The following is a 22,993-nucleotide window of genomic DNA, read 5'->3' as shown; positions in this document are numbered from 1 at the left end:
TTATTTCAAAAAGTCAGGGTTTTGGCGAGTATCTTGAATCGTTACAATATCTATGTAATCTTCAAAGACCTGATAAAAAATATGAGCGTGTTTAGTAATAAGACCTTTATGTAAATTTTCAAATTTATCAGATTTCGGAAATAAAAAAGGCATCACACTGATTCTATCAAAATTAGTATTCAATTCTTCTAAAAACTCCTTTTTTACTTTTATTGACCATTCTTCTTCAAGATATTGAAGAATGTGTTCTAAGTTTCGTTCAGCACGTTCAGAGATAAATACTTGATATACTTTCATAAATATTTATTCATTACTTCTGCCAACGGCTTTTTTCGTCCTGCTTTCAAATCGTCAATTCCTGCTTTAATATCTTCCTTTTGAGCATTTGATAATTCATCCCAAAAATCGCCAACCTCTTTTACTTCTCGTTTTAGGAGTGTGTGATAAGCTTCTAAAACACTATTATCTGAAATTCGGTCAATCAGTAAATGAAGGTCTGATTTTAATTCGATAGTTGTCATACTATTTTTGATTTAATTGAACCTTTTATTTTTTACCTCAATTAAAAAATTATTGTAAGAATTATTACTACAATTCTTACCAAACAATTCCCTTTTTAATGATTACAAATATAAGCGTTTGCTGTGATTGATATTCATAACTAATCAGTAACATTTTAACATCACCCCTCAAACTTCCCTTCTCTCCTCCCCATTTTGGCCTCAAAAGCTTCTTGTAAATCAGCTGAAAGTAACATGGCGGCGTTCCAAGTTGCCATGTAATTGAGTCCGTCAGCAACGGAATGGTCACGGGTATGGAGCAAAATATGCTTCGTTCCTCGGATGGATAATGGTGATTTTTGAGCAATCATTTCGGCAATTTTCATGACTTCCGCCATCATCGTAACTTTATCTGAATACGAACGATTGACGATGCCAATTTTCTCGGCTTCTTGTCCGCCTACGTTACGCCCTGTGTACGCCATTTCACGCACGGAACCGTCGCCAATTAGTTTGGGGAGTCTTTGTAAAGTACCTAAATCTGCCACCATGCCCATGTCAATTTCTTTGATGGTAAAATAGGCATCGTCGGTACAATAACGCATATCGCAACCGCAAACCAAATCAATTCCTCCTCCAATACAACCACCGTGAATGGCAGCTAAAACGGGTTTTGAGCAGTTTTCAATGGCGTTAATGGGGGCTTGTAATTTCAAGACATCTTTACGAAGTTTTTCTCTTTTTCGTCCTTCGCATTTGGTATGATTTTGCGAAACAGACATCAATAAACTCAAATCAATTCCTGCACAGAAGTTTTTACTTTCTCCGCCTTCCAAAACAATTACTCTGACTTCTGCATTTTCATCAAGATATCCAAAAACCTCCGTGATTTCATCCCAAGCAGTTTGATTGAGGGCATTCATTTTATCAGGACGATTGAGCGTTACGTGGGCAATATGATTCTGAATATCTAATTTTAGCGTTTCCATGTTTTATACATTGAGTGAATGAGAGATTGAACGATTGAGTGAATACTTCGTGGGAAATGAAGTTATTGAAAGTTTCTGAATAAAGCAAAGAGGGGCTTTACCGATGAGTAGATTGTGAGCGAGACGCTCTGTACATTTTAGTTCGTAGCGGACGCTACGACCAGTAACAGATGGTATATTTTTACTTTAAGCGTTGCTGTCGCATAAGTTGTTGGTGGAAAAACCAATAATGGCGGATTAGTTTTACCATGATATTGCTTCCGAATCAATAAACTCCCTTGATACTAAAAAAAGAAAAAAATATTTTTGGAATAACTTAGCATCAAAATCTTTAATACTTCGTTTTAAAAGAATTGAAAAGCATCCTTGAAACCCCTCTATTAATTGTTCAATATTCGACTGATTATCACCTTTAACAAACTTTTCATAATTAAGAAAAATTTGGAAATTAATAGACTTACTTTTAGCTCTATAAATCATTTTTTCTGTATTTGGAATTATGTTATCATAAGAATCATATTCTAACACATTTATCCCAAAAGCAACTTCATTAATTGCATTTCCATATTGTCTGTTTTCAAAAAATAATGTTGTAAAAATATCCTCATCTAATTTTTTAAATATTGGAATTATCGCTGTAACATTCCAATCATGTTTTAATCCAAAATAAATTTTCATATTTTAATTAATAATTTTATTACCCCGCAGGTAGCCTTTTTTGAAATAAAGATAATTCGCATTTTTTTATCTCTTCTGGTCATAGGTTTAGCGAAGCGTTCCTACGACCTAAAATCATATTGAGCGTCTCACTCATTCGTTTCATGCTTGCTTAGTCGCCCTTTTCAAACAAGTTATCCAATCTTTGTAAATAATGCAAAAAAGAATAGCACGCTGATAACGCTGATTTTCAAACACTGATTTTCGCAGATAAAAATCTGTAAAAATCGGCGTTACGAAGTATCTGCGTTATCTGCGTGCTATTTATCACACTTACAGACTGAAGTCTGTGTTACACTACCGTTCTGATTTTCAATTCATTTAATTGCTTGTCATCAATGGTTGATGGTGAATCAATCATTACGTCACGTCCTGAGTTGTTTTTCGGGAAGGCGATGAAGTCACGGATTGAATCTGAACCACCGAATAATGAACAAAGACGGTCGAAACCGAATGCCAAACCTCCGTGTGGTGGAGCTCCGTATTTACGAGCAGATGGTATATTTTTACTTTAAGCGTTGCTGACGCACAAGTTATTGGTGGAAAACACCATCCTTTAATCTCTTAATCCAACAAATCATAGTTCAGATAAATTATATTTTTTCTCTTTCTCTGTAACCTTTCTAAAACAACTTACATCATATCACCAGAAATCAATTTATTAACAATTATAAAATATTACGACTATGATAGATGGAAATTTAGTACCGATTGTGGGAATGTTAATCCCAATTACAGGTATTTTGGGCTTTTTTACGATGATTGTCTTCTCACGTAAATACGAAAATGACGAAAGAATGGCAATGATTGCCAAAGGAATCAATCCAATGACTCGACCACAAAGAGTTTCAAGAGAAATTGAACCAAGTAAATTCTTAGGTTTAGGCTTTATATTGATTGGTTTGGGCATAGGTTTGCTAATGGGGTCTTTATTAGAGGAATTAACACAGATTAATAGTGAAGTTGCTCATTTTTCTATGATTTTTATTTTTGGAGGTTTAGGACTCTTAGGTTCATATTTTTATCAAATGAATGTAGATAAGAAAAATCAAGGGAATAAAGAAGATTAATTGTCAGTAAATCAGAGCATTATGAAAGGGTTTTCTTGTTATTCAAGGAAACCTTTTTTATATTCAAAACGCTCCAAATTGCTATATTTTGACCTATTAACATTTCCTTAACAAGCATTAACGTTTCATTAACTTACCTCCGACGACTTCCTGCGTTATAAATTCAAATTTACAGATTTAAACCAAACGTAAACGCATAGAAGTCATGAAAAAGTTAATTGCAGCCATCGCCCTTTCAGTTTTTACTTTCGCTAAAACCAACGCTCAAAGTGTTGCTTTCAAAGCAGGATATACGCATTCAGATGTAATGGTTTCGCCAGAACCAGCTAATATTTTTACGCCAAAAGAAACTTTTCACGCAGGTATTGCTATCAAAGACTTGAAATTTAATGATAAAATTGGTTTTCAACCAGAGGTTTTGTATTCAATGCAGGGCTTTAAAGTGGCAGGAGTAGGTAATGTCGGCATTCATTATTTATCAGTTCCTTTATTAGTGACCTTCCCAGTTGCAGAAGGATTGGAATTACAAGTTGGTCCACAAATTAGCTATATGGTTAATTCTCGTGTAGGTGTGGTAAGTGATTTATTTTCAGTTTCTTACAAAGGGTTGTTTAATGATATTGATGCAGGTGCAGTAGCAGGAGTTGAATATAAAGTTTCTGATAATGTATCACTTGGTGGACGTTATTATTTAGGAATGACCAATGTTAATAAGGATTTTTCTTTAGGGAGTAATTCTAATTTCTCAGATTATTTCCAAATGAAAAACACGGGTTTACAAGCCTATGTTTCTTTCAGTTTTGGGAAGAAATAGAAAGTAGGTGTTAGGATTTAGGGGTTGGGCATTAGTACAAGCACTAACGGCAAGACACTTTAACCTATTGATAACAAAAATCATTTCCAATCAATTTAAAATCGTACAACCATGAAAACTAAAATAATGAGTGCGTTAATTGCTTTATTAGGATTAACTACTGCTTTGAATGCTCAAACGCTCAATGGGAATGATAATTTTCAAGGCAATAATCGTCGGGAAGAATATCCTCAACAAAGAGGGAATGATTATCCACAACAAAATGGGGGATATAATAATAACCCTAATAATGGTGGTTATTATGGAAATGATGATGATTTATATGGTCGTCGCCAAGGAAATCAATACGAAAATTACCCTTTCGATAATCGTAATCCTTTTGATACACGCAGTCAAAACTATGACCCCCGAAATCCCTTTGACCCACGCCCTGTTTATGACCGCAATCGTAATGGACGTTGGAATGACAATGATTATCGTTATAATGCCAATGCTTATGATTATTGCCCCAACCGTCAGGCATGGGCGAATCGTTATTATCCATTAGACCCACGCAATCCTTATGATGTGCGAAATATTTATCAGAATCGGGGGAATGGTTATGGCTATAATAACAGAAAAGGAGGCAGAGGGCATCGTCATGATAATAGACGTTGGTAGCCAATATAAATAATATTGAAAGCCTAATAATCAAGTTCAAAAGCTTGTTTATTAGGCTTTTTTCATGTCAATACTATAAATATTGATAAATATCAGCATGATAGATTCAGTATAAAAAGATATACTTTTGCTTTTAATAGCACAACTAAAATATTATTTTGAGGGAAATTTCTCAATTCTTTTTATAAAATTCTAACATAATATTATGCAAATTTATCAAGCCATAAGCCAAAGAGAAGCTCAAGGTTTCAATACCCAAGAACTTCGTGAAAACTTTTTGATTGAATCTATATTTCGTAACAACGAAATTGCCATGTACTACACGCATTATGACCGTGTAATCTTGGGCGGTGCTATGCCTGTTTATTCTGCTTTAGATTTGCAGACTGATGACAATCTAAAAGCGGACTATTTCTTAGAACGTCGTGAAATTGGTATTATTAACGTAGGCGGAGACGGTGAAATTACTGTTGATGGTGAAACATATTCTTTGTCAAAATTAGATGCTCTTTATATCGGAAAAGGCTCAAAATCAGTTACTTTTAAAAGTAATTCTGCTGATGCTCCTGCTCAATATTTCTTATTGTCTGCTCCTGCTCACCAAACGTATCCAACTCGTAAAATGAGCAAAGAAGAAGCATCGCCAGTATCATTGGGCAGTGCAGAAACAGCTAACGAACGTACTATTTATAAATATATTCACCGTGACGGAATCCAGAGCTGTCAGGTAGTGATGGGTTTGACCGTTCTGAAATCGGGAAGTATTTGGAATACTATGCCTGCACACGTACATGACCGTCGTATGGAAGCATATTTGTATTTTGACCTTGATGCAGCACACCGTGTTTTTCATTTAATGGGACAACCACAGGAAACTCGTCACTTGGTAGTAGCTAATCATCAAGCGATTTTGTCGCCACCTTGGTCAATCCACTCAGGAGCTGGAACAACCAATTACTCGTTTATTTGGGCAATGGCAGGCGAAAACCTTGACTTTACCGATATGGATTTTGCTAATATTGCTGATTTGAAATAGAAAAGTTAATTAGAGTTTAGTTGTTAGTGTTGGAACTTGCTTTTAATAAGTTGAGTGTGGCAAACTCGGTCAGACGATAGTCAGACCACCAATTCTATAAAATTTTACTAAGCGTTAACAATAATTGATGTAAATGTGAACGCAGGCAAGGTTCAAACCCTGCCTGCGTTAGAAACTATTTTTCTAAATTGAAGGCTTCGCATTATGTGAAGCCTTCGTTGATTTCACCATAAAAACCAAAAGCAACCATGAAAAAAACATTCCTTTTATTGCTTGTCTCCTTGACATTTAACGCTTTTAGTCAGTCGAAAATTGATGTAAAAAAAGAATTTGCTTTAGCTGCCCAGCAGTATCAAGGAATGTTGAAATCACATCAGGATATTACCAAAACGCCACAATCAACCAATAAAGATGGCTCGCCAAGAGATATGCCAACTGATTGGTGGTGCAGTGGATTTTTGGGGGGTTCTTTGTGGTATATTTTTGAACAAAGTAAAGACCCTCAATGGAAAGCCGCTGCTGAAAAATGGACAATGGCAATACAAAAAGAGCAATACAATACAGGTACGCACGACTTAGGTTTTATGTTGTATTGTCCTTTCGGAAATGGTTTACGTTTAACTAAAAACCCAGCATACAAAAACATTATGCTTACGGGAGCGAAATCTTTGGCTACTCGTTTTGACCCAAAAGTTGGTGTCATTAAATCTTGGAATAAATTTCAATCTTTTGATTATCCAGTGATTATTGACAACATGATGAACTTGGAATTTTTATTCTGGGCAGCTCGTGAATCTGGCAATAAAGAATTTTATAATATCTGTCTTTCGCACGCAGACAGTACGCTAAAACACCATTTCAGACCCAATGGAAGTTCTTATCACGTCATTTGTTACGATAAAGACGGAAAGGTTTTACGTAAAAAAACGGCTCAGGGTTATGCCGATTATTCTGCATGGGCAAGAGGACAAGCGTGGGGTTTGTACGGATATATTGTGATGTACCGTGAAACAAAACAGAAAAAATATTTAACTCAGGCACAACGCATTGCAGATTATATTTTAAATAATCCGAATTTACCGAAAGACAAAATTCCGTATTGGGATTATAACGCACCCAATATTCCAAATGAAGAGCGTGATGCTTCGGCGGCAGCCATAACGGCTTCTGCACTTTTAGAACTTTCAACGATGAAAACAGCAAAATCAAAAGAGTATTTCAAAAATGCTGAAATCATGTTGCAAAGTCTTTCTTCGCCTGCTTATAAAGCCAAAATTGGCGAAAATAATCACTTTATTTTGATGCACAGTACAGGTCATAAACCTGCCAATTCAGAAGTTGATGTACCTTTAGTTTATGCAGATTATTATTATTTAGAAGCACTTTTGAGATACCAAGCCTTGCATAAAAAGTAGAACAGGTTTCCAACCTGTTAGTTCGTTCATTGAAAGGTTGGAAACCTGTTAGTTCGTTCATTGACAGGTTGGAAACCTGTCTTACTTGAAACCTAATTCCAAATCATGTTCAGAAGAAATTTTTTAAAAGGTATCGGACTAACGTCAATTTTGCCGTTTTCAGGAAAGGCAGAAAGTGACATTTCATTGAATGTTGCACAAACGCCAAGAGAATTTTGGTTAGAACATCTCCAAAAACTTGCCGAACCACTTTTGAGCAATTTAGCCAAAGACCAACTCAAAACCAATATGCCCATTGAAGGCACTAAAATTGGCGTTGAAAGTCATGCGTTTTGCAATACGTTGGAAGGTTTCGGCAGATTAATCGTTGGTATTTCTCCTTGGTTACAATCAGAAGGAGGAAGTGACAAAGAAAAAGCTTTGCGAGAAAGATATTTGAAATTAACCGTTCAAGGTTTGGCAAATGCCACCAACCCGAAAGCAAAAGATTATATGCCTTGGGACGTACCTTCGCAACCTTTAGTGGATGCTTCTTTTTTAGCATTGGGTATTATTCGTTGTCCAAAAATTTGGGAAATGGCTGATAGTCAGACTCGTAAAAATGTGATTGAAGCGTTTCGATTATCTCGAAAAATAAAACCATACTTCAGTAATTGGTTACTTTTTTCGGGAATGATTGAAGCATTTTTCTTAAATATTGGCGAAGAATACGATAAAATGCGATTAGATTATGCCATTCGTCAGCATGAACAATGGTATAAAGGTGATGGTATTTTTGGCGATGGTCCAGATTTTCATTGGGATTATTACAACTCGTTTGTCATTCAACCTTTTTTGTATGAAATTCTGAGAATTGCCGTTCCAAAACATTCTGAGTACAATAATTTCAAACAAAAAGCAGATAAAATTCACGGTCGTTATGCTCTTGTACAGGAGCGTATGATAAATACTGATGGTTCTTTTGCAGCTTATGGGCGTTCATTGGGTTATCGTGCGGGGTGTTTTCATCATTTGGCAAATATGTCTTTGACACAAATGTTACCCGCCGAACTGAGTCCTGCCCAAGTGCGAGAAGCCTTAACCGCAGTGATTCGTAAAACCACCGAACACAAAGATACCTTTGATAAAAATGGTTGGTTACGCCCGGGGTTATACGGTTTTCAACCAAGTATTCTTGAAAATTACGTCGTGACGGGTAGTTCTTATTTGTGTTCATCGGTTTTATTGCCTTTGGGTCTTTCCGAAACAGATGCTTTTTGGGCAAGTCCAGCCCAAGCGTGGACATCGCAAAAAATTTGGCAAGGAGCAGAAGTCAGTGCCGACCATGCACTTAGTTTGTAGATATTATTTTACAATTGCCAACTTTTCGAAAGTTGGCAATTATATTTTGAAACAAAGAATTCCGCCCTTATTGGTGAAAATATCAACAAAGGCAGAAAATAAAAACACCCATTACGGCTAAAACAGGTTTCCATAATTTATTCTTAGTTTTCACGAATCCAGAAGCAAAAGGAAAACCTCTTTTTGCGGTGATGGATATTACGGCTGAGAAAGGAAAATAATTTTTGAAAACTCAATAAACGCCCCTTCTGAATGTGAATTTGGGAGGGGCGTTTTTGTTTGGTTTGTTTTAGATTAATTGGGTATATTGCAGTTGTATAATGGCGTGTAGTAATGTCAGAAGGCAGTACTAACCTAAACATTTGAATATTAAACGAACAGATAAAATTTCCACAAATGAACCAAACGATTGACTGGATAAATACAATAATCAATGAACTTGTTGAGCCAAAAATAAAGCTTAAGGACACTTTGTTAAAAGTTCAAGTTCTTGCTTTTAAGATTAAGAATGAAAAACTCAAAGAGTGGGTAGAGAATGAACTCAATGGATTTGTCGGTAAAGAAATTCCGTCTTACAGAAAAAGTTCGTTAGCAATATTTGGTAACCTTAGTCAAAACAGAGGGTTTGGAAGCATGGTGGTGAGAAATAATCACGCACTTCCAATTGAATATTTAGAAGACGACGTGCGAGAAGCAATAATGAAGGTAATAATGATTTCTTCTTCCGTTTCAGAATTAGAACACATGATTGAAAAGGGAGGCGAATATCAAATCAATATTCCTCACTTCATTCATAATGAAATCACCAAACTACTTTCTCATGGTTGGGTGGTTGACTCAGCATGGCAAAAAATTAGTTCGAATGGCGTTGAAGGAATACTCAGTTCAATTAAATCTAAACTTCTAACATTTATGTTGGAACTTGCAGATGAAATCGGAGAGAAAGAAAGCATAAACATCATGGAACATAAAAACAAAATTAACAATTTATTTGACAAGACAATTGGTAACCTAAGCGGCGAGATAATAAATATTTCAATTGGCACAGACAATGTTCAATCAGTAAACACAGGCAACAACGCAAAAATCAATATTGCTAAAGGGAAGAATATTGAGCAGGCAATAAATGTTGAAGCTCAAAAAGAACTTTCAAAATTCATTGAAGAACTAAAACTACACTTGGATAAACTCTCGCTTGTTGCAGATGATAGGACAGATATTATAAACGAAATATCAAGAATTGAAACTCAACTTAGTAGAGAAGAGCCAAAGTATCCAATCATTAACGAAGCACTTAAAGTTGTAAATGGGATTTTAATCGGAGTTGCTGGTAACGCTTTTACACCACCAATCCTTGAGAAACTAAGTTGGTTAATAGGACAATTTTAATCATTTCCCTATTTAGTCCAAGCATTCAAACACTGGTTCAAGTCTGTGACTTGGACAGTCCCTCATTGGTCAGGAAATTTGTCTAATAATCGTAACAAGTTTGAAAAGAAAATAGAAAAAATACGAGACTGTTCAAGTCACAGACTTCAACCAGTGACGTTTGTGAGCCTAAACCCTGACGACGGTTTTTACCTCGTCAACGGTTAATTAACTTTAAGCATATAATTCTGAAATACTTTCATTATTTAGAGAAGAATTCCCCGAATCGTCACATTTGGGGAATTCTTTTTAGTTTTGTAGCTACACATTCACAACTCAACAATCACTAAATAATATGGATTATCAATTACTTCTTATGTGCTGTGCGGCTCTTTTGGCGGGTTTTGTCGATTCTATTGTGGGCGGTGGAGGCTTGGTGCAAGTGCCTGCATTGTTTATTTTATTTCCTCATTTTGAAATTCCCCGTATCATTGGTACAAACCGTTTTTCGTCTTTTATGGGTACAGCCGTAGCGGGTTATCAATATTCAAAAAAGGTTGAAATTCCTTGGCGAACGGTTATTTATGCAGGTATTGGAGCGGGTGTAATGGCATTTTTAGGAGCAAAAATTTCGGATATTATTGATGAAAAAATATTGAAACCTGTCATTCTAATTTTAATGACTGCCATAGCCATTTATACTTTTACCAAAAAAGATTTAGGACAAGACGAAAGACTGAAATTTGAACTTGCCAAAGTACCACTTTACGGTTTGATAATTGGCTCATCGGCTGGTTTTTATAATGGTTTCGTTGGGCCAGGAACGGGTAGTTTATTAGTTTTTGGCTTTGTGAGCGTGATTGGTTACGGTTTTTTGAAGGCTTCTGCCATTTCAAAAATCATAAACGTAATTGCCGACGTATGTTCTTTGGGTTATTTTATCGTTGAAGGTTATGTGCAGTACGAAATCGCTATTCCAATGATGATTTGCAACATGGCAGGCTCGTATTTGGGCAGTAAAATGGCTATTTTGAAGGGAAATGAATTTGTTAGAACGTTTTTCTTATTCGTAATTTTTGCCTTGATTTTAAGATTTGCTTGGGATATTTTTAAGTAGTGCAGACTTTAGTCTGTAAATTGATTTTACTTACAGACTAAAGTCTGTGTTACTTAAAAATTAAATTTAACCGTCAATCCAGCAACATTTGGCTGAAAATAGGGTTGAAAATTAAGCGTTATTTTCTCCGTTTGAAAAGCCTTATTGTAGCCTTTTATAGCTTTTCTGAGTTTAATTTGTGATGAAATAAAATATCCTCCTCCAGCAGTAAGTCCTATCGCCCCTAAACCTATCAATCCCAACGATGTATAAGCAATAGTACTGAGAGCAGGGTCAGAACTATTTGGTTTCAAAATAAGGCTGAATCCTTTTATAAATACATAACTCAATCCAAGTCCTCCTATGCCTGTTGTTATTCCACTGTAAAATGTAATTTTGGAAAAAGCACCTAATCCTCTATCACTTTCATTTAATAACTTGATAATCACAGAATCTTTACGATGAGTCTCAATAAAATAGGAAAGCTCTTGAGTTGAATTTCCAATGTATTGTTCTCCACTATAATACTGCGGAGAAGGTATGAAAAATTGCCTTTTTATACGTATTTCTTGAGAAAATATATTGGTAAAAAAGGAGCAACAAATAAAAATAGTGTAGTAATATTTTTTCATTTTTTTTAAAGTTAGAGACTAATATAATAAGGAAGAAATGAATTTGCAACTCGATGGTTTTTAGACAATTACAATTAAACAACATATTTAATTCAAAATTATAAAGGCAGTTACTTGCCAAGCTGGATAGATGTAACACAGACTTTAGTATGTAAATCAATTTTACATACAGACTAAAGTTTGTAAGTGGGTTTTACTTTACATACAGACTAAAGTTTGTAAGTGGGTTTTACTTTACATACAGACTAAAGTCTGTGTTACAACTATGCCAAAGCCACTTTCCAATCCTCAATTAAATCCTCAATATCCTCTATTCCTACCGAAACTCGAAGTAAATTTTCAGGTGTTGGACTGTCCGCACTTTCTACTGATTTACGGTGTTCAATCAAACTTTCTACACCACCCAAACTGGTTGCCGTTGTGAAAAGTTGCAGTTTGCCCGTCAAAGCCATCGCATTTTTGGCATCCCCTTTCACTTGTACCGATAACATCGCACCAAAACCACCTGTCATTTGTTTTTTAGCAATTTCATGTTGCGGATGAGAAGCCAATCCTGGATAATGAACCGCTTCAATTTGTGGATGATTACTTAAATATTCCGCCAATTTCATGGCATTTGCCGTTTGTGCTTTTACTCGCAAAGGCAAGGTTTTTATTCCTCTCGAAAGCAACCAACAATCAAAAGGTGCTGGAACTGCTCCTGTCAATTTTTGAATAGTGGCTATTTTTGTGGATAGTTCTCCTGCTTCTTTAAAAATCAATGCTCCGCTCAAAATATCGCTATGTCCGCCAAAATATTTGGTTGTTGAGTGCATCACTACGTCAACGCCCAAGTCAAAACAGCGTTGCATAATAGGTGTCGCCCATGTATTATCCACTGCCACCAATGCCCCAATAGAATGAGCTAAATTGGCAACGGCTTGAATATCAGTGATTTTCAACTGCGGATTTGAAGGGGTTTCTACCCAAAATAATTTGGTGTTCGGTTGAATAGCTTTTTTAATTTCTGTTAAATCAGTCATATCAACTTTGGTCAAAGTCAAACCCCATTGAGCAAAAACTTCTTCTACCAATACGCTTGACGCATAATAAAGGTCGTCGGGCATGATAATGTGGTCGCCCGATTTTAGCGACTGAAATAACGCCGTAGTGGCTGCCATTCCCGAAGAAAAAGCCAAAGCAATTGCACCGTTTTCGATGGCTGCGAGACTTTTCTCTAAGGCTTGTCGGTTGGGATTACTCGCCCGAGAATAGACGTGTTCGTGATTATACGAGCCGTCAGCTTCACGTTCAAAAGTGGTGGAAAGATAAATGGGAGAAACTACCGCACCAGCGTTAGCATCGTGCGTGAGTGTTGTTTGTATGGCAAGTGTTTCGATTTTCATATTGTAAAAATAAAAACTTGATTTTGGTTTTTTATGGTTTATTCACGATTTATGTTTTTAGCATATCTCTATAAATTTCAGGGTGAAATCTAAAATCATGTAAAACTTATATTATAGTGCCGAATTGTAATTTTTTTAGCGAAATTATTGCTAAATCAATGTAAGCCAACATATACAATTGTACTCAAATCGATATATTTACTTTAACATTTCAAAACCATTTTAATAATGAATCAACAAAATAATTCAAGAAGAGATTTTATAAAAAAGACTGCCATCGCTATTGGAGGCTTTTACATTGTTCCTCGCCATGTGTTGGGTGGAAAGGGCTATATTGCCCCATCTGATAAACTAAATATTGCCTCAGTTGGGGTTGGTAATAAAGGTTGGTCGGACGTAAATGGTGCATGGAATAATGGCACAGAAAATATTGTAGCCCTTTGCGATGTTGATGATAGACAGGCGGCTCAAGCGGTTAAGAAATTCCCGAATGCGAAGTATTACAGAGACTTTCGGAAGATGCTGGAACAAGAAAAAAGTATTGATGCCATTACCGTTACCACCCCTGACCATACACATTATGTAGTGTCGATGGCGGCTATGCAAATGGGTAAACACGTTTATGTACAAAAACCATTGGCTCATAATATTTATGAAATTCGTAAAATGACTGAGGCGGCAGCTCAATACAAATGTGTGACTCAAATGGGAAACCAAGGAGGTTCGGGGGATGGTGTACGTCGTTTTACAGAATGGTACAAGGCTGGATTAATTGGTGAAGTAAATCGGGTTCATGCTTGGACAAACCGTCCTGTTTGGCCTCAGGGGTTACCTTCGCCATCTGGAAAAATGGATATCCCACAAGAATTAGATTGGGATTTATGGCTTGGCCCAGCCAAATACCGTGATTATAATTCGGCTTATCATCCGTTTGATTGGCGTGGTTGGGTAGATTTTGGAACGGGTGCTTTGGGCGATATGGGTTGCCACATGTTTGACCCTCCTTATAAAGCTTTAGGGTTAGGTTATCCTTCTGAAGTAGAATGTAGTATTTCTAATATTTGGGCAGGAAAATTCAAAGAAGGATATTATCCAGAGAGTTTTCCAGCCTCTTCATTGGTTCATTTAACTTTTCCACGTGAAGGGAAAAAAGACTTGAAATTAACATGGTATGATGGCGGATTGATGCCAGAACGCCCAGATGAAATTCCATCGCAAATTCAGATGGGAGACAGTAGCGGAGGTGTATTGATGGTTGGAACAAAGGGCGTAATGACTTGCGGAGTTTATGGAAGTAATCCACAGCTTTTTCCAGAAGAGAAACTAAAAGAAAAGGGTGAGAAATTGCCAATAACCATTCCAAGAGTAGAAGGTGCTGATAGAGAAGGTCACTATCAGCAATGGTTACAGGCTTGTAAAGATGGATACGGAAATCACAAACCATTGAGTTCTTCGTTTGATTACGCTGGCCCGATGTCAGAAACGGTTATTATGGGTAATTTGGCAATTAAAAGTTATTTATTACGCACTGAAAAGAAAAACCCCGTTTGGATTGATAAATGGGATTATCCAGGACGTAAGAAACTCCTTTGGGACGGTAAAAATATGAAAATCACTAACTTCGACGAAGCTAACCAGTTTGTGAAGAGAGAATATCGTGAAGGCTGGAATTTATAAATAATGGTGAGTTAATGAAAATTACTAATTTTGACTTTGCCAACCAATTTGCAAGTCGCCAATATCGTGATGGTTGGAAATTAGGTTGATATGTAGCGTATGAAGTATTAAGCGTTTCAAAAGCTTTTCTGTTTTCGCAGAAAGGCTTTTGTTTTTTTAGACTTAATACTTCGGAGATACAACTTGAAACTCTCCTCCCAAATTCTCCTCAATAATTTAGTTATGTTACAATAGCTTGATTAATAGCAAGTTCCCATACTAATTATTAAACCCTATACCCAATCACTAACATATTACCGCTTATTCTTTTATTTCAATACCCTACATCTAAATATGAAGTTTTTTCGTAAATTTCGAGAATATTTCTTACTCCCAGAACCATAGAAAATGAAAGTGAAAATTTACGGATTTTTTGTCCTAATTCTCCTTACCTCCACTGCTGCTTATTTACCTTCTCAAAGTGAAGATGATGAACTAATCGAAATGTTTCATCGCATCAATGATGAGGTATTGGCTAATAGCCGTGCCTACGAAACACTCGGAGATGCCTGTAAAACAATTGGGCATCGTTTAACGGGAAGTGCCAATGGCAAAAAAGCAGAAGAATACTCTTTTAACTTATTGAAATCGTATGGTTTTAAAGACGTTAAATATCAACCTTTTCAAGTAGAAGCTTGGTCACGTGATACGGTTACTTTAGCAATTGCTCCTCGTAAAAGTGATAATTTTCAAGACGTAGAAGTAGTTGCTTTGGCAATGACACCCGTAGAAGCTAAGACTTCGGCTGAAATTGTAGATGTTGGCAATGGTCTTGAACCAGATTTTCAAGCAGTTAAAAATAAATTAACGGGTAAAATTGCCTTAGTCAATATCGGACTTTTACCACCCATTAAGGGAACTCGAAACTTACATCGTTCCGAAAAAACAGCCTTAGCAATAGAATACGGAGCAATTGGTGTTATTTTCGTGAATACCGTAAAAGGTAATGTTTTACTAACAGGTACGGCTTCGGTTACGGGCGGATTAATTGCCATTCCTGCCGTGTGTATCTCGCTTGAAAGTGGAATGCAAATTCGGGCATGGCAAAGTCAAGAGCCAAACCTGTTGGCAATGATTGACATGAAGAATTTTAGCAGAATGATAAAATCTCGAAATGTCGTAGCAACCATTAAAGGTGATAGTAAAAAATATCGTGATGAGAAAATTGTAATTGGTGGACATCTTGATTCTTGGGATTTAGCTCACGGAGCAATCGATAATGGCATTGGTTCTTTTTCAATTTTGGACATTGCTCGTACTTTCAAAGCCCTAAATCTGAAACCAAAACGTACCGTTGAATTTGTAATGTTTATGGGCGAAGAAGAAGGACTTTTAGGGTCAAAAGCAATGATAGAACGAAGCAAAAGGAATAATTCATTGGAAAAAGTAGTCTTCATGATGAATCTTGACATGGCAAATAATGCCAACGGATTCAACACCGCAGGTCGTGAAGAAATGGTGCCGCTGTTTACCAAAATGGGTGAGTTAATCAAGAAAGTTGAACCAACTTATAAAAATAATATCATCAATCAAGCAGGCTTACATTCTGACCATCAGACGTTTATGCTGGAAGGAATCCCGACGGCATCACCCATTGGAGGCATTGCTCCAGAAGCATTGGGCTGTTATCACGCCAATTGTGACCGCTTTGATTTGGTGAAAAAAGATGAAATGGTTAATACCGTTCGCTATACAGCAATGATGCTTTACGCTTTAGCAAATGCAGACCAAATTCCTGCCAAGAAATTAGACTTTTATTCAACCAGAGACTTTTTCATTAAGCAAAATCTAAGAAAAGAATTAGAACTTGGGCATGAATGGAAATGGGGAGATTCAGAATAAATACAGTGACTCAGAAATCAATATAAAAGTCATAGCAATAATGTTATGACTTTTTTTATTTCATTAGGCAACATTTCACCTCAATTTCATGTCTTCTATGTATGATATTGATAAGGTTAAAAGTAAGGATTGGGGTTTAGGCAGCAGTTTTTTTGTTGCATAACAACTTGATTAAATATATGATTACCTAATTGATACACAAATCCTTTAAACACGTAGGTGTTTCCCTCCTAAATTTCCATTAATTTATATCCCTAATTTTCAGCAAACTTAAAAAATTATGAGACTATTATTATCAATCTTTTTTCTCTCAATTTCCATTAGTTCTTTTGCTCAAAAAGACCTTTATAATGTTTCTCAAAAGAAAAAAATAGACATTTTGTCAGAGGAAATTGCCAAGCAACATACCGAAAATTATAATAAAGCCCTCAAAATGGCTATCCAAAAAGGATGGCAATTACAAGGGGATTTAGGAAATGGAAGGGTTTTTCGTTTGCAAGGAATAGACGATGCAGGTCACCCATTATATTTAACCACCGAAAGCAACGCCAATGCCGCAGGAACTACCCGTACAAATCAACTGTACTCAGGTGGTTCTTTGGGTTTATCTTTGAATGGCAATAGTGATGCCGTGAAAAATAGATTGGGTGTTTGGGACGGTGGTGGTGTTTTGGGTACTCACCAAGAGTTTGGCACAAGAGTCGCTCAACAAGATAATGCTTCTGCATCAAACATACACGCCACACACGTAGCAGGTACAATGATTGCGGCAGGTGTATCAGCACAAGCAAAAGGAATGTCATTTGGGGCTAATTTGAAAGCTTGGGATTTCAATAACGATGTAACCGAAATGACAACGGCAGCGAAAGACTTGGCAGTATCAAACCACTCTTATGGTTTTCAGGCAGGTTGGGTTTATAATACAACCATTAATCGGTGGGCATGGTACGGAAACCCAAGTGTAAGCCAAACAGAAGACTACAAATTTGGTTTTTATGATGAAAATACACAATCTTGGGATAAAATTGCTAATGCCGCACCGTTTTATCTTATCGTAAAATCAGCAGGAAATAACCGTGATGAAACTGGTCCTGGCGATGGTGCTTATTATTTCTTGGGCACTTCTACCAGAGATTCAAGTAATGTAGTAAGAAGTAAAAATGATAGCTACGATATTTTATCGACCACTTCCACTGCCAAAAATATTCTGACGGTAGGGGCTGTTTCTGGAACGGGTGGTGTTGTTCCTGCACAAGCATCAGATATTAAAATTTCAAGTTTTAGTAGTTGGGGCCCAACGGATGATGGGCGTATCAAACCCGACATTGTGGCGGTGGGTGTCAATCTTTTCTCTACTTCCAATACTTCCAATTCGGCCTATACAATTTTTAGTGGAACTTCAATGTCGTCTCCACAAGCGTCAGGTAGTATCCTTTTATTACAAGAGGCATATTCAAAGCAAAATGACGGACAATTGATGCGTTCTTCTACTTTGAAAGGTTTGGTGCTTCATACCGCACAAGATGCAGGAAATGTAGGACCAGATTATATTTATGGTTGGGGACTTTTAAATATGGAAAAAGCGGCTTCTGTGATTTTAAATACCGATAAAACTAATTCTTTAACAGAAAGAACTTTACAGAGTGGAGGTAACTTTATTCAGAATATTACTGCATCTGGAAAGGGGGCTTTGACCGCAACCATTTGCTGGACTGACCCAGAAGCAACTGTATTCGCTTCTACAACAGCAAATTTGAATAATCGTACTCCTAAATTGATAAATGATTTAGACATAAAAATATCAGACGGCACAAATACATTTTTACCTTTTATTCTCAACCCTGACAAACCTGATGATTTAGCCACTCGTGGAGATAATATTCGGGATAATGTTGAACAAATTTTAATTCCTGACGCAGTTCCAGGAAAAACTTATACTTTAACAATTAGCCATAAAGGAACGTTGAAAAATACGACACAAGACTATGGTTTGATTATCAGTGGCATTGGTGGAAAAGACTATTGTGCTTCTACCGCAACTACTACTCAAGATAATATTGAAAGTGTAAAATTGGCAGGTGCAAGTAGTGCGTTTAAAGTTTCGTCGGGTCAAGCATTGGCTTTAGATATTACGATGAAGTCCAATGTTGCCAAAACTACTAATGTATATATTGACTGGAATTTAGATGGTACATTTGATGAAACTACTGAAAAAGTGGCGACTTCGTTAGATTTTTTAGGGTTAAATTACACAACCACCTTCAAAGCTCCCACTGGTTTATTAGCAGGCAATAACACCTTGATGCGGGTTGTATCTGTTGAAAATGTAGGTGATGTGGTTAAAAGTTGTGGCACTTATAGCAGAGGAATAACCAAAGATTTTCCGATTCAGTTTGTTCGTCCAGAAGTAGATTTGAGCGTGTCGGGTTTAGTAAGCCCCGATGTAGCATCTTTTTGTTCAACCTCAGCCAGAACAGTTACCGTAGCGTTGAAAAATATGGGAAATGCTGTTCAACAAAACATCCCCGTATCTGTTAAGGTTTCTGATAAAACAGGCGTAATTGCTACATTAACAGGTATTTATAAGGGTTCGCTAACGCCTTTTGCAGAAGATGTTTTGCCATTAGAAGGTACTTTTAATGCACTTCCAAGCACTACTTATACTTTTGATATTTCGATTAACTTTGCTAACGACCAAGACCAAACGAACAACATAAAAACCATAGTTCGTCAAGTTGTGGCTACTGCTGCACCTACTTCAGCTTTAGCCGTTGTATGTGAAGGAGCCACTGCTTTGAACGTAAAATCAAGCGAAACAAGTTCTGTTTTGTGGTATGATGCGTTGACAGGTGGAAATCTTATTTTTACAGGAAATACAGGTTCATTTATCTTACCAACCAATACTACGAAAGTTTTTGCAGGATTAAATGATTTCTCAGGCTCAATTGGTTATAAAGATAAATACGCTTTGGGCGGAGGTAGTTATTATGAGAATTTTGGACCAGAACCAGTTATTATAACACAAGCTCCATTAGTGATTGAAAGTGCAAGAGTATATATTGGAACTGCTGGAACAATAACTTTCACCATTAGTAGAGTTTCTGATTTAACGCCAATTTCTTCTGTTACTTTAAAAGTTGATGCGACCAGAACTACGGCAAATCAAACCCGAACTAATAGCCAATTAATTGATGATGCCACCGACCAAGGAATTGTATTACCCCTAAACTTATCAATTCCAGCAGCAGGAACGTATAAATTGACCCAAGAATGTACCGACGGAGCAAGTATTTATAGAAGCAACCTCAACGCAGGAACAACGATTGGGGGAGTTGATATAAAAGGTTATCCCTTTACAATTCCTAATGTAATGACTATCACAGGGGCATTATTTAGTAGTAATGGCGTAACGAGTTTAATCAAAACGGGATATTATTATACGTATGATATGAAAGTAAAATCATTGGGTTGCCCAAGTGTACGTGCAGAAGTACCTATTACAACTCAAACTTCTCCCAAAGTAAGTGTAAGCCCAGCCGATAAATTGGTGATTTGCAAGGATTTAACCAAAGATTTGACTGCCAGCTCTGGAACAAATTATACCTATCAGTGGATAAAAGATGGCGTGGCAGTTACTGGCGAAACTTCAGCAATTATTAAAGTTAGCTCAGCAGGAGCCTATACAGTAAAGGTTACAGAAAATGGGCTTTGCAACACCACTTCTACACCAGTCGTTGCCAGTATTATTACGCCTGTTACTCCCTTGATTACATGGAATGGAAGTACTTTAAATATTCCATCTGGTACCAATCCTACATGGTACGTTGATGGAATTGTAGTAGCAGGAGCAACACAAAATAGTATAGTGCCCACAAAATCAGGACTTTATACTGTAAAAGCAAGTGATTCAAATGGTTGTGAGGCATTTTCAAATGGTTATACTTTAACTATTACTGCGGTTGAAGAAGAAATCGTTTCAGAAGAAACCGCTAAAATATTCCCGAATCCCGCAACGGAAAAAATAAGAGTTGAATATCGTACCGCTGAGCGTCCGCAAAATGTACAAGCAGAAATCGTTAATATATTTGGAATGACTTTGGCAAGTAAAAATTTAGTCAGAGAAAATGGAATCTATACCACTGATTTTGATGTAACTAAACAAATTCAAGGAAGATATTTCATTAGAGTTGTTACCGAAAATTCGGTGAAAGTTATGCCATTTTTGGTAGGTGGTAATTAAGTAAAGGTGATTAGTTATTGGTAATTAGAAAACTGGAAAAGTGCTTACTCCCAATCTTTACATTTTGTGGAATTACCAGATATATTTATCAGACTTTTCATTATTTTGATGTTAGTTTTTCGGCATCCTATGCTCGAAAAACTAACATCAAAATAGTTAAAACAACTCTCCTGCTCGATATTTTGGAACAACTCCCAAATGAACATAAGCTCTTTCGGTGGCTTCACGTCCACGAGAAGTACGCTTCAAAAATCCTTCTTGAATCAAAAACGGTTCGTAAACTTCTTCAATCGTTTCAGCTTCTTCGCCACAAGCAGTGGCAATAGTTGAAAGTCCAACTGGGCCACCTTTGAACTTCTCAACGATGGTCGTTAAGATACGAATATCCATTTCATCCAAACCATTTTTATCAACATCCAATGCCAAAAGAGCCATTTCTGCAATTTCTACAGTAATTCGTCCATCTCCTTTCACTTGGGCAAAATCACGAGTTCTTCTTAATAAATTGTTGGCAATACGGGGTGTACCTCTACTTCTTCGGGCTATTTCATAAGCTCCTGCATCGTCGATTGGCGTGTTCAAGATTTCACAAGAACGCTTTACGATTGATGTCAATAATTTAGCATCGTAATATTCCAAACGACAATTAATCCCAAATCTCGCCCGTAACGGAGAGGTAAGCATTCCCGCACGAGTAGTTGCTCCGATAAGCGTAAAAGGGTTTAAAGAAATTTGTACACTGCGTGCATTTGGCCCTGAATCCAATAGAATATCAATCTTATAATCCTCCATTGCCGAATACAAATATTCCTCAACAATTGGGTTCAATCGGTGGATTTCGTCAATAAAAAGCACATCATGAGGTTGAAGATTGGTAAGTAATCCTGCCAAATCAGAAGGTTTATCCAACACTGGCCCTGACGTAATTTTGATATTTGCCTTTAATTCATTGGCAACGATATTAGACAAAGTGGTTTTTCCTAAACCTGGAGGGCCGTGCAACAGTACGTGGTCGAGAGCCTCTTCACGTTGGCGTGCTGCCGTTACAAAGACTTTTAGGTTTTCTAATATTTTATCTTGTCCTGCAAAATCATTAAATGATAATGGACGTAATGCTTTTTCAATTTCTTTTTCAACGGAAGAAAGGGTTTCGTTATCGCCTTTCAAATAGTCTTCTCGCATGGTGAATGAGCTTTTCGCTATATGTTTTAAAGTTTTTGCTTAGTGCTTAGTGTCTAAAGCCAATAGCATTATAATACCCAAAAATACGGATATTTAGGCAATGCTGAAAGCTAAGTTTAAGTTCTGGTATGAATGCAAAAATCTCTTTACTGAAATTATCAAAATTTTCCTTTAATTTGTACAATTAAATCTTCCCACAAAACTATTCATATTATTTAAAACATGACATCAACATTTTTAGGCGAATTCGTCGGAACAGCAGTTTTAATTTATCTCGGTAACGGCGTTGTTGCAAACGTATTACTCAAAGGGTCAAAAGGAGAGGGCGGAGGCTGGATAGTTATTACGGCGGGTTGGGCATTTGCTGTAACAATGGGTATTTTTGTTTCTACAAAATTTGGCAGTCCTGCGGCACACTTAAATCCTGCCGTGACGGTAGCTGAAGCCATTAAATCAGGCGATTGGAGTAATGCAGGAAGTTTTATTTTGGCTCAATTATTGGGTGCAATGTTGGGTTCAACTTTGGTTTGGCTACATTATTTGCCACATTGGGCAATTACAGAAGATAAAGGTTTGAAATTGGCTTGTTATTGTACTGCTCCTGCCGTGCGAAGTGCAGTCCCCAATTTTATATCTGAGTTTTTGGCAACGGCATTATTAATTATTGCTCTTGGTTCGTTTGGCTCAATCGAAACAGGTCTTGGGCCATTTGTCGTTGGTATTTTGGTATGGGCAGCAGGTTTATCATTGGGTGGCACAACGGGTTATGCTATCAATCCAGTCCGTGATTTAGGCCCTCGAATTATGCACGCCATCTTGCCAATTGCAGGAAAAGGTTCATCAGATTGGTCTTATTCATGGATTCCTGTGGCTGGGCCTGTTGCAGGTGCGGCAGTTGGAGCGTTGATTTTGAATATGATATAGAGGTAGAGACAAGGCACTGCCTTGTCTTTTTATTTTGGTTACAATTGTGTATAAAATAAAAAGACA

Annotated in this window: 19 protein-coding genes and 1 pseudogene; 12 read left to right on the top strand and 8 right to left on the bottom strand. The window is 36.8% G+C overall.

Annotation, left to right across the window (positions count from 1 at the left end):
- The 5 genes and pseudogenes from VB796_RS04270 to VB796_RS04250 form a co-directional block, all read right to left on the bottom strand.
- On the bottom strand, positions 1-297 hold the full coding sequence (locus VB796_RS04270; protein WP_323345273.1) for a type II toxin-antitoxin system RelE/ParE family toxin: 297 nt from the start codon (positions 295-297) through the stop codon (positions 1-3).
- Positions 294-521, bottom strand: coding sequence for a hypothetical protein (locus tag VB796_RS04265; protein WP_323345272.1), 228 nt, complete (start codon positions 519-521; stop codon positions 294-296). Before VB796_RS04265 ends, VB796_RS04270 begins: the two co-directional genes overlap by 4 nt.
- Positions 522-682: 161 nt before the next feature.
- Entirely contained in the window at positions 683-1,489 is an 807-nt protein-coding gene (locus tag VB796_RS04260) for a crotonase/enoyl-CoA hydratase family protein (RefSeq protein WP_323345271.1), read from the bottom strand.
- Between the two features lie 243 nt (positions 1,490-1,732).
- Positions 1,733-2,167, bottom strand: a complete 435-nt coding sequence (locus VB796_RS04255) for an Imm44 family immunity protein (protein ID WP_323345270.1) — start codon at positions 2,165-2,167, stop codon at positions 1,733-1,735.
- Between the two features lie 331 nt (positions 2,168-2,498).
- A pseudogene (locus tag VB796_RS04250) lies at positions 2,499-2,699 on the bottom strand (amino acid--tRNA ligase-related protein); the annotation flags it as partial.
- 193 nt (positions 2,700-2,892) lie between these two features.
- Here VB796_RS04250 and VB796_RS04245 point away from each other — a divergent pair.
- The 8 genes from VB796_RS04245 (at position 2,893) to VB796_RS04210 (ending at position 11,027) form a co-directional block, all read left to right on the top strand.
- Positions 2,893-3,276 carry a DUF6249 domain-containing protein gene (locus VB796_RS04245; protein WP_323345269.1) on the top strand — a complete coding sequence of 128 codons (384 nt, stop codon included), beginning with the start codon at positions 2,893-2,895 and terminating at the stop codon, positions 3,274-3,276.
- A gap of 205 nt (positions 3,277-3,481) precedes the next feature.
- Entirely contained in the window at positions 3,482-4,090 is a 609-nt protein-coding gene (locus tag VB796_RS04240; protein WP_323345268.1) for a porin family protein, read from the top strand.
- A 111-nt stretch (positions 4,091-4,201) separates the two neighbouring features.
- A complete protein-coding gene (locus VB796_RS04235) occupies positions 4,202-4,750 on the top strand; it encodes a hypothetical protein (RefSeq protein WP_323345267.1) in 549 nt (182 codons plus the stop codon).
- A 205-nt stretch (positions 4,751-4,955) separates the two neighbouring features.
- Positions 4,956-5,786 (top strand): 5-dehydro-4-deoxy-D-glucuronate isomerase, encoded by an 831-nt coding sequence (gene kduI, locus VB796_RS04230; RefSeq protein WP_323345266.1) that lies wholly within the window; start codon positions 4,956-4,958, stop codon positions 5,784-5,786.
- Between the two features lie 248 nt (positions 5,787-6,034).
- Positions 6,035-7,201: a glucuronyl hydrolase gene (locus VB796_RS04225; protein ID WP_323345265.1), complete on the top strand. Its 1,167-nt coding sequence runs from the start codon at positions 6,035-6,037 to the stop codon at positions 7,199-7,201.
- 105 nt (positions 7,202-7,306) lie between these two features.
- Positions 7,307-8,542 carry a DUF2264 domain-containing protein gene (locus VB796_RS04220; RefSeq protein ID WP_323345264.1) on the top strand — a complete coding sequence of 412 codons (1,236 nt, stop codon included), beginning with the start codon at positions 7,307-7,309 and terminating at the stop codon, positions 8,540-8,542.
- Positions 8,543-8,938: 396 nt separating this feature from the next.
- Complete coding sequence (locus tag VB796_RS04215; protein WP_323345263.1) at positions 8,939-9,931, top strand: hypothetical protein; 993 nt, start codon at positions 8,939-8,941, stop codon at positions 9,929-9,931.
- A gap of 334 nt (positions 9,932-10,265) precedes the next feature.
- Entirely contained in the window at positions 10,266-11,027 is a 762-nt protein-coding gene (locus VB796_RS04210; RefSeq protein ID WP_323345262.1) for a sulfite exporter TauE/SafE family protein, read from the top strand.
- A gap of 53 nt (positions 11,028-11,080) precedes the next feature.
- Here the strand turns inward: VB796_RS04210 and VB796_RS04205 are convergent, their stop codons facing one another.
- Positions 11,081-11,638 carry a hypothetical protein gene (locus tag VB796_RS04205; RefSeq protein ID WP_323345261.1) on the bottom strand — a complete coding sequence of 186 codons (558 nt, stop codon included), beginning with the start codon at positions 11,636-11,638 and terminating at the stop codon, positions 11,081-11,083.
- Between the two features lie 263 nt (positions 11,639-11,901).
- A complete protein-coding gene (locus VB796_RS04200) occupies positions 11,902-13,023 on the bottom strand; it encodes a trans-sulfuration enzyme family protein (RefSeq protein WP_323345260.1) in 1,122 nt (373 codons plus the stop codon).
- Positions 13,024-13,251: 228 nt separating this feature from the next.
- Here VB796_RS04200 and VB796_RS04195 point away from each other — a divergent pair, with 228 nt between their 5' ends.
- The 3 genes from VB796_RS04195 (at position 13,252) to VB796_RS04185 (ending at position 20,821) form a co-directional block, all read left to right on the top strand.
- Positions 13,252-14,700, top strand: a complete 1,449-nt coding sequence (locus VB796_RS04195) for a Gfo/Idh/MocA family oxidoreductase (protein ID WP_323345259.1) — start codon at positions 13,252-13,254, stop codon at positions 14,698-14,700.
- A gap of 387 nt (positions 14,701-15,087) precedes the next feature.
- The gene (locus VB796_RS04190) at positions 15,088-16,581 is read left to right on the top strand and encodes a M20/M25/M40 family metallo-hydrolase (RefSeq protein ID WP_323345258.1); all 1,494 of its coding nucleotides are present in this window, start codon (positions 15,088-15,090) and stop codon (positions 16,579-16,581) included.
- A 280-nt stretch (positions 16,582-16,861) separates the two neighbouring features.
- Positions 16,862-20,821, top strand: a complete 3,960-nt coding sequence (locus tag VB796_RS04185) for a S8 family serine peptidase (protein ID WP_323345257.1) — start codon at positions 16,862-16,864, stop codon at positions 20,819-20,821.
- 156 nt (positions 20,822-20,977) lie between these two features.
- Here VB796_RS04185 and ruvB read toward each other — a convergent pair whose 3' ends face one another.
- The gene (gene ruvB, locus VB796_RS04180) at positions 20,978-22,003 is read right to left on the bottom strand and encodes a Holliday junction branch migration DNA helicase RuvB (RefSeq protein ID WP_323345256.1); all 1,026 of its coding nucleotides are present in this window, start codon (positions 22,001-22,003) and stop codon (positions 20,978-20,980) included.
- Positions 22,004-22,225: 222 nt separating this feature from the next.
- Here ruvB and VB796_RS04175 point away from each other — a divergent pair, with 222 nt between their 5' ends.
- Positions 22,226-22,927, top strand: coding sequence for an MIP/aquaporin family protein (locus VB796_RS04175; RefSeq protein WP_323345255.1), 702 nt, complete (start codon positions 22,226-22,228; stop codon positions 22,925-22,927).
- Positions 22,928-22,993: the final 66 nt, after the last annotated feature.

Source organism: Arcicella sp. LKC2W, from assembly GCF_034931005.1.
In the GTDB taxonomy this organism is placed as follows: domain Bacteria; phylum Bacteroidota; class Bacteroidia; order Cytophagales; family Spirosomataceae; genus Arcicella.
This window is presented reverse-complemented; position numbering and strand designations above follow the sequence as displayed.

Coding starts and splice junctions, on each gene's coding strand:
- VB796_RS04200 (WP_323345260.1), bottom strand. CDS start 13,023: ATGAAAATCGAAACACTTGCCATACAAACAACACTCACGCACGATGCT.
- VB796_RS04210 (WP_323345262.1), top strand. CDS start 10,266: ATGGATTATCAATTACTTCTTATGTGCTGTGCGGCTCTTTTGGCGGGT.
- VB796_RS04175 (WP_323345255.1), top strand. CDS start 22,226: ATGACATCAACATTTTTAGGCGAATTCGTCGGAACAGCAGTTTTAATT.
- VB796_RS04245 (WP_323345269.1), top strand. CDS start 2,893: ATGATAGATGGAAATTTAGTACCGATTGTGGGAATGTTAATCCCAATT.
- VB796_RS04240 (WP_323345268.1), top strand. CDS start 3,482: ATGAAAAAGTTAATTGCAGCCATCGCCCTTTCAGTTTTTACTTTCGCT.
- VB796_RS04260 (WP_323345271.1), bottom strand. CDS start 1,489: ATGGAAACGCTAAAATTAGATATTCAGAATCATATTGCCCACGTAACG.
- VB796_RS04220 (WP_323345264.1), top strand. CDS start 7,307: ATGTTCAGAAGAAATTTTTTAAAAGGTATCGGACTAACGTCAATTTTG.
- VB796_RS04205 (WP_323345261.1), bottom strand. CDS start 11,638: ATGAAAAAATATTACTACACTATTTTTATTTGTTGCTCCTTTTTTACC.
- ruvB (WP_323345256.1), bottom strand. CDS start 22,003: ATGCGAGAAGACTATTTGAAAGGCGATAACGAAACCCTTTCTTCCGTT.
- VB796_RS04185 (WP_323345257.1), top strand. CDS start 16,862: ATGAGACTATTATTATCAATCTTTTTTCTCTCAATTTCCATTAGTTCT.
- VB796_RS04215 (WP_323345263.1), top strand. CDS start 8,939: ATGAACCAAACGATTGACTGGATAAATACAATAATCAATGAACTTGTT.
- VB796_RS04235 (WP_323345267.1), top strand. CDS start 4,202: ATGAAAACTAAAATAATGAGTGCGTTAATTGCTTTATTAGGATTAACT.
- VB796_RS04255 (WP_323345270.1), bottom strand. CDS start 2,167: ATGAAAATTTATTTTGGATTAAAACATGATTGGAATGTTACAGCGATA.
- VB796_RS04270 (WP_323345273.1), bottom strand. CDS start 297: ATGAAAGTATATCAAGTATTTATCTCTGAACGTGCTGAACGAAACTTA.
- kduI (WP_323345266.1), top strand. CDS start 4,956: ATGCAAATTTATCAAGCCATAAGCCAAAGAGAAGCTCAAGGTTTCAAT.
- VB796_RS04265 (WP_323345272.1), bottom strand. CDS start 521: ATGACAACTATCGAATTAAAATCAGACCTTCATTTACTGATTGACCGA.
- VB796_RS04225 (WP_323345265.1), top strand. CDS start 6,035: ATGAAAAAAACATTCCTTTTATTGCTTGTCTCCTTGACATTTAACGCT.
- VB796_RS04190 (WP_323345258.1), top strand. CDS start 15,088: ATGAAAGTGAAAATTTACGGATTTTTTGTCCTAATTCTCCTTACCTCC.
- VB796_RS04195 (WP_323345259.1), top strand. CDS start 13,252: ATGAATCAACAAAATAATTCAAGAAGAGATTTTATAAAAAAGACTGCC.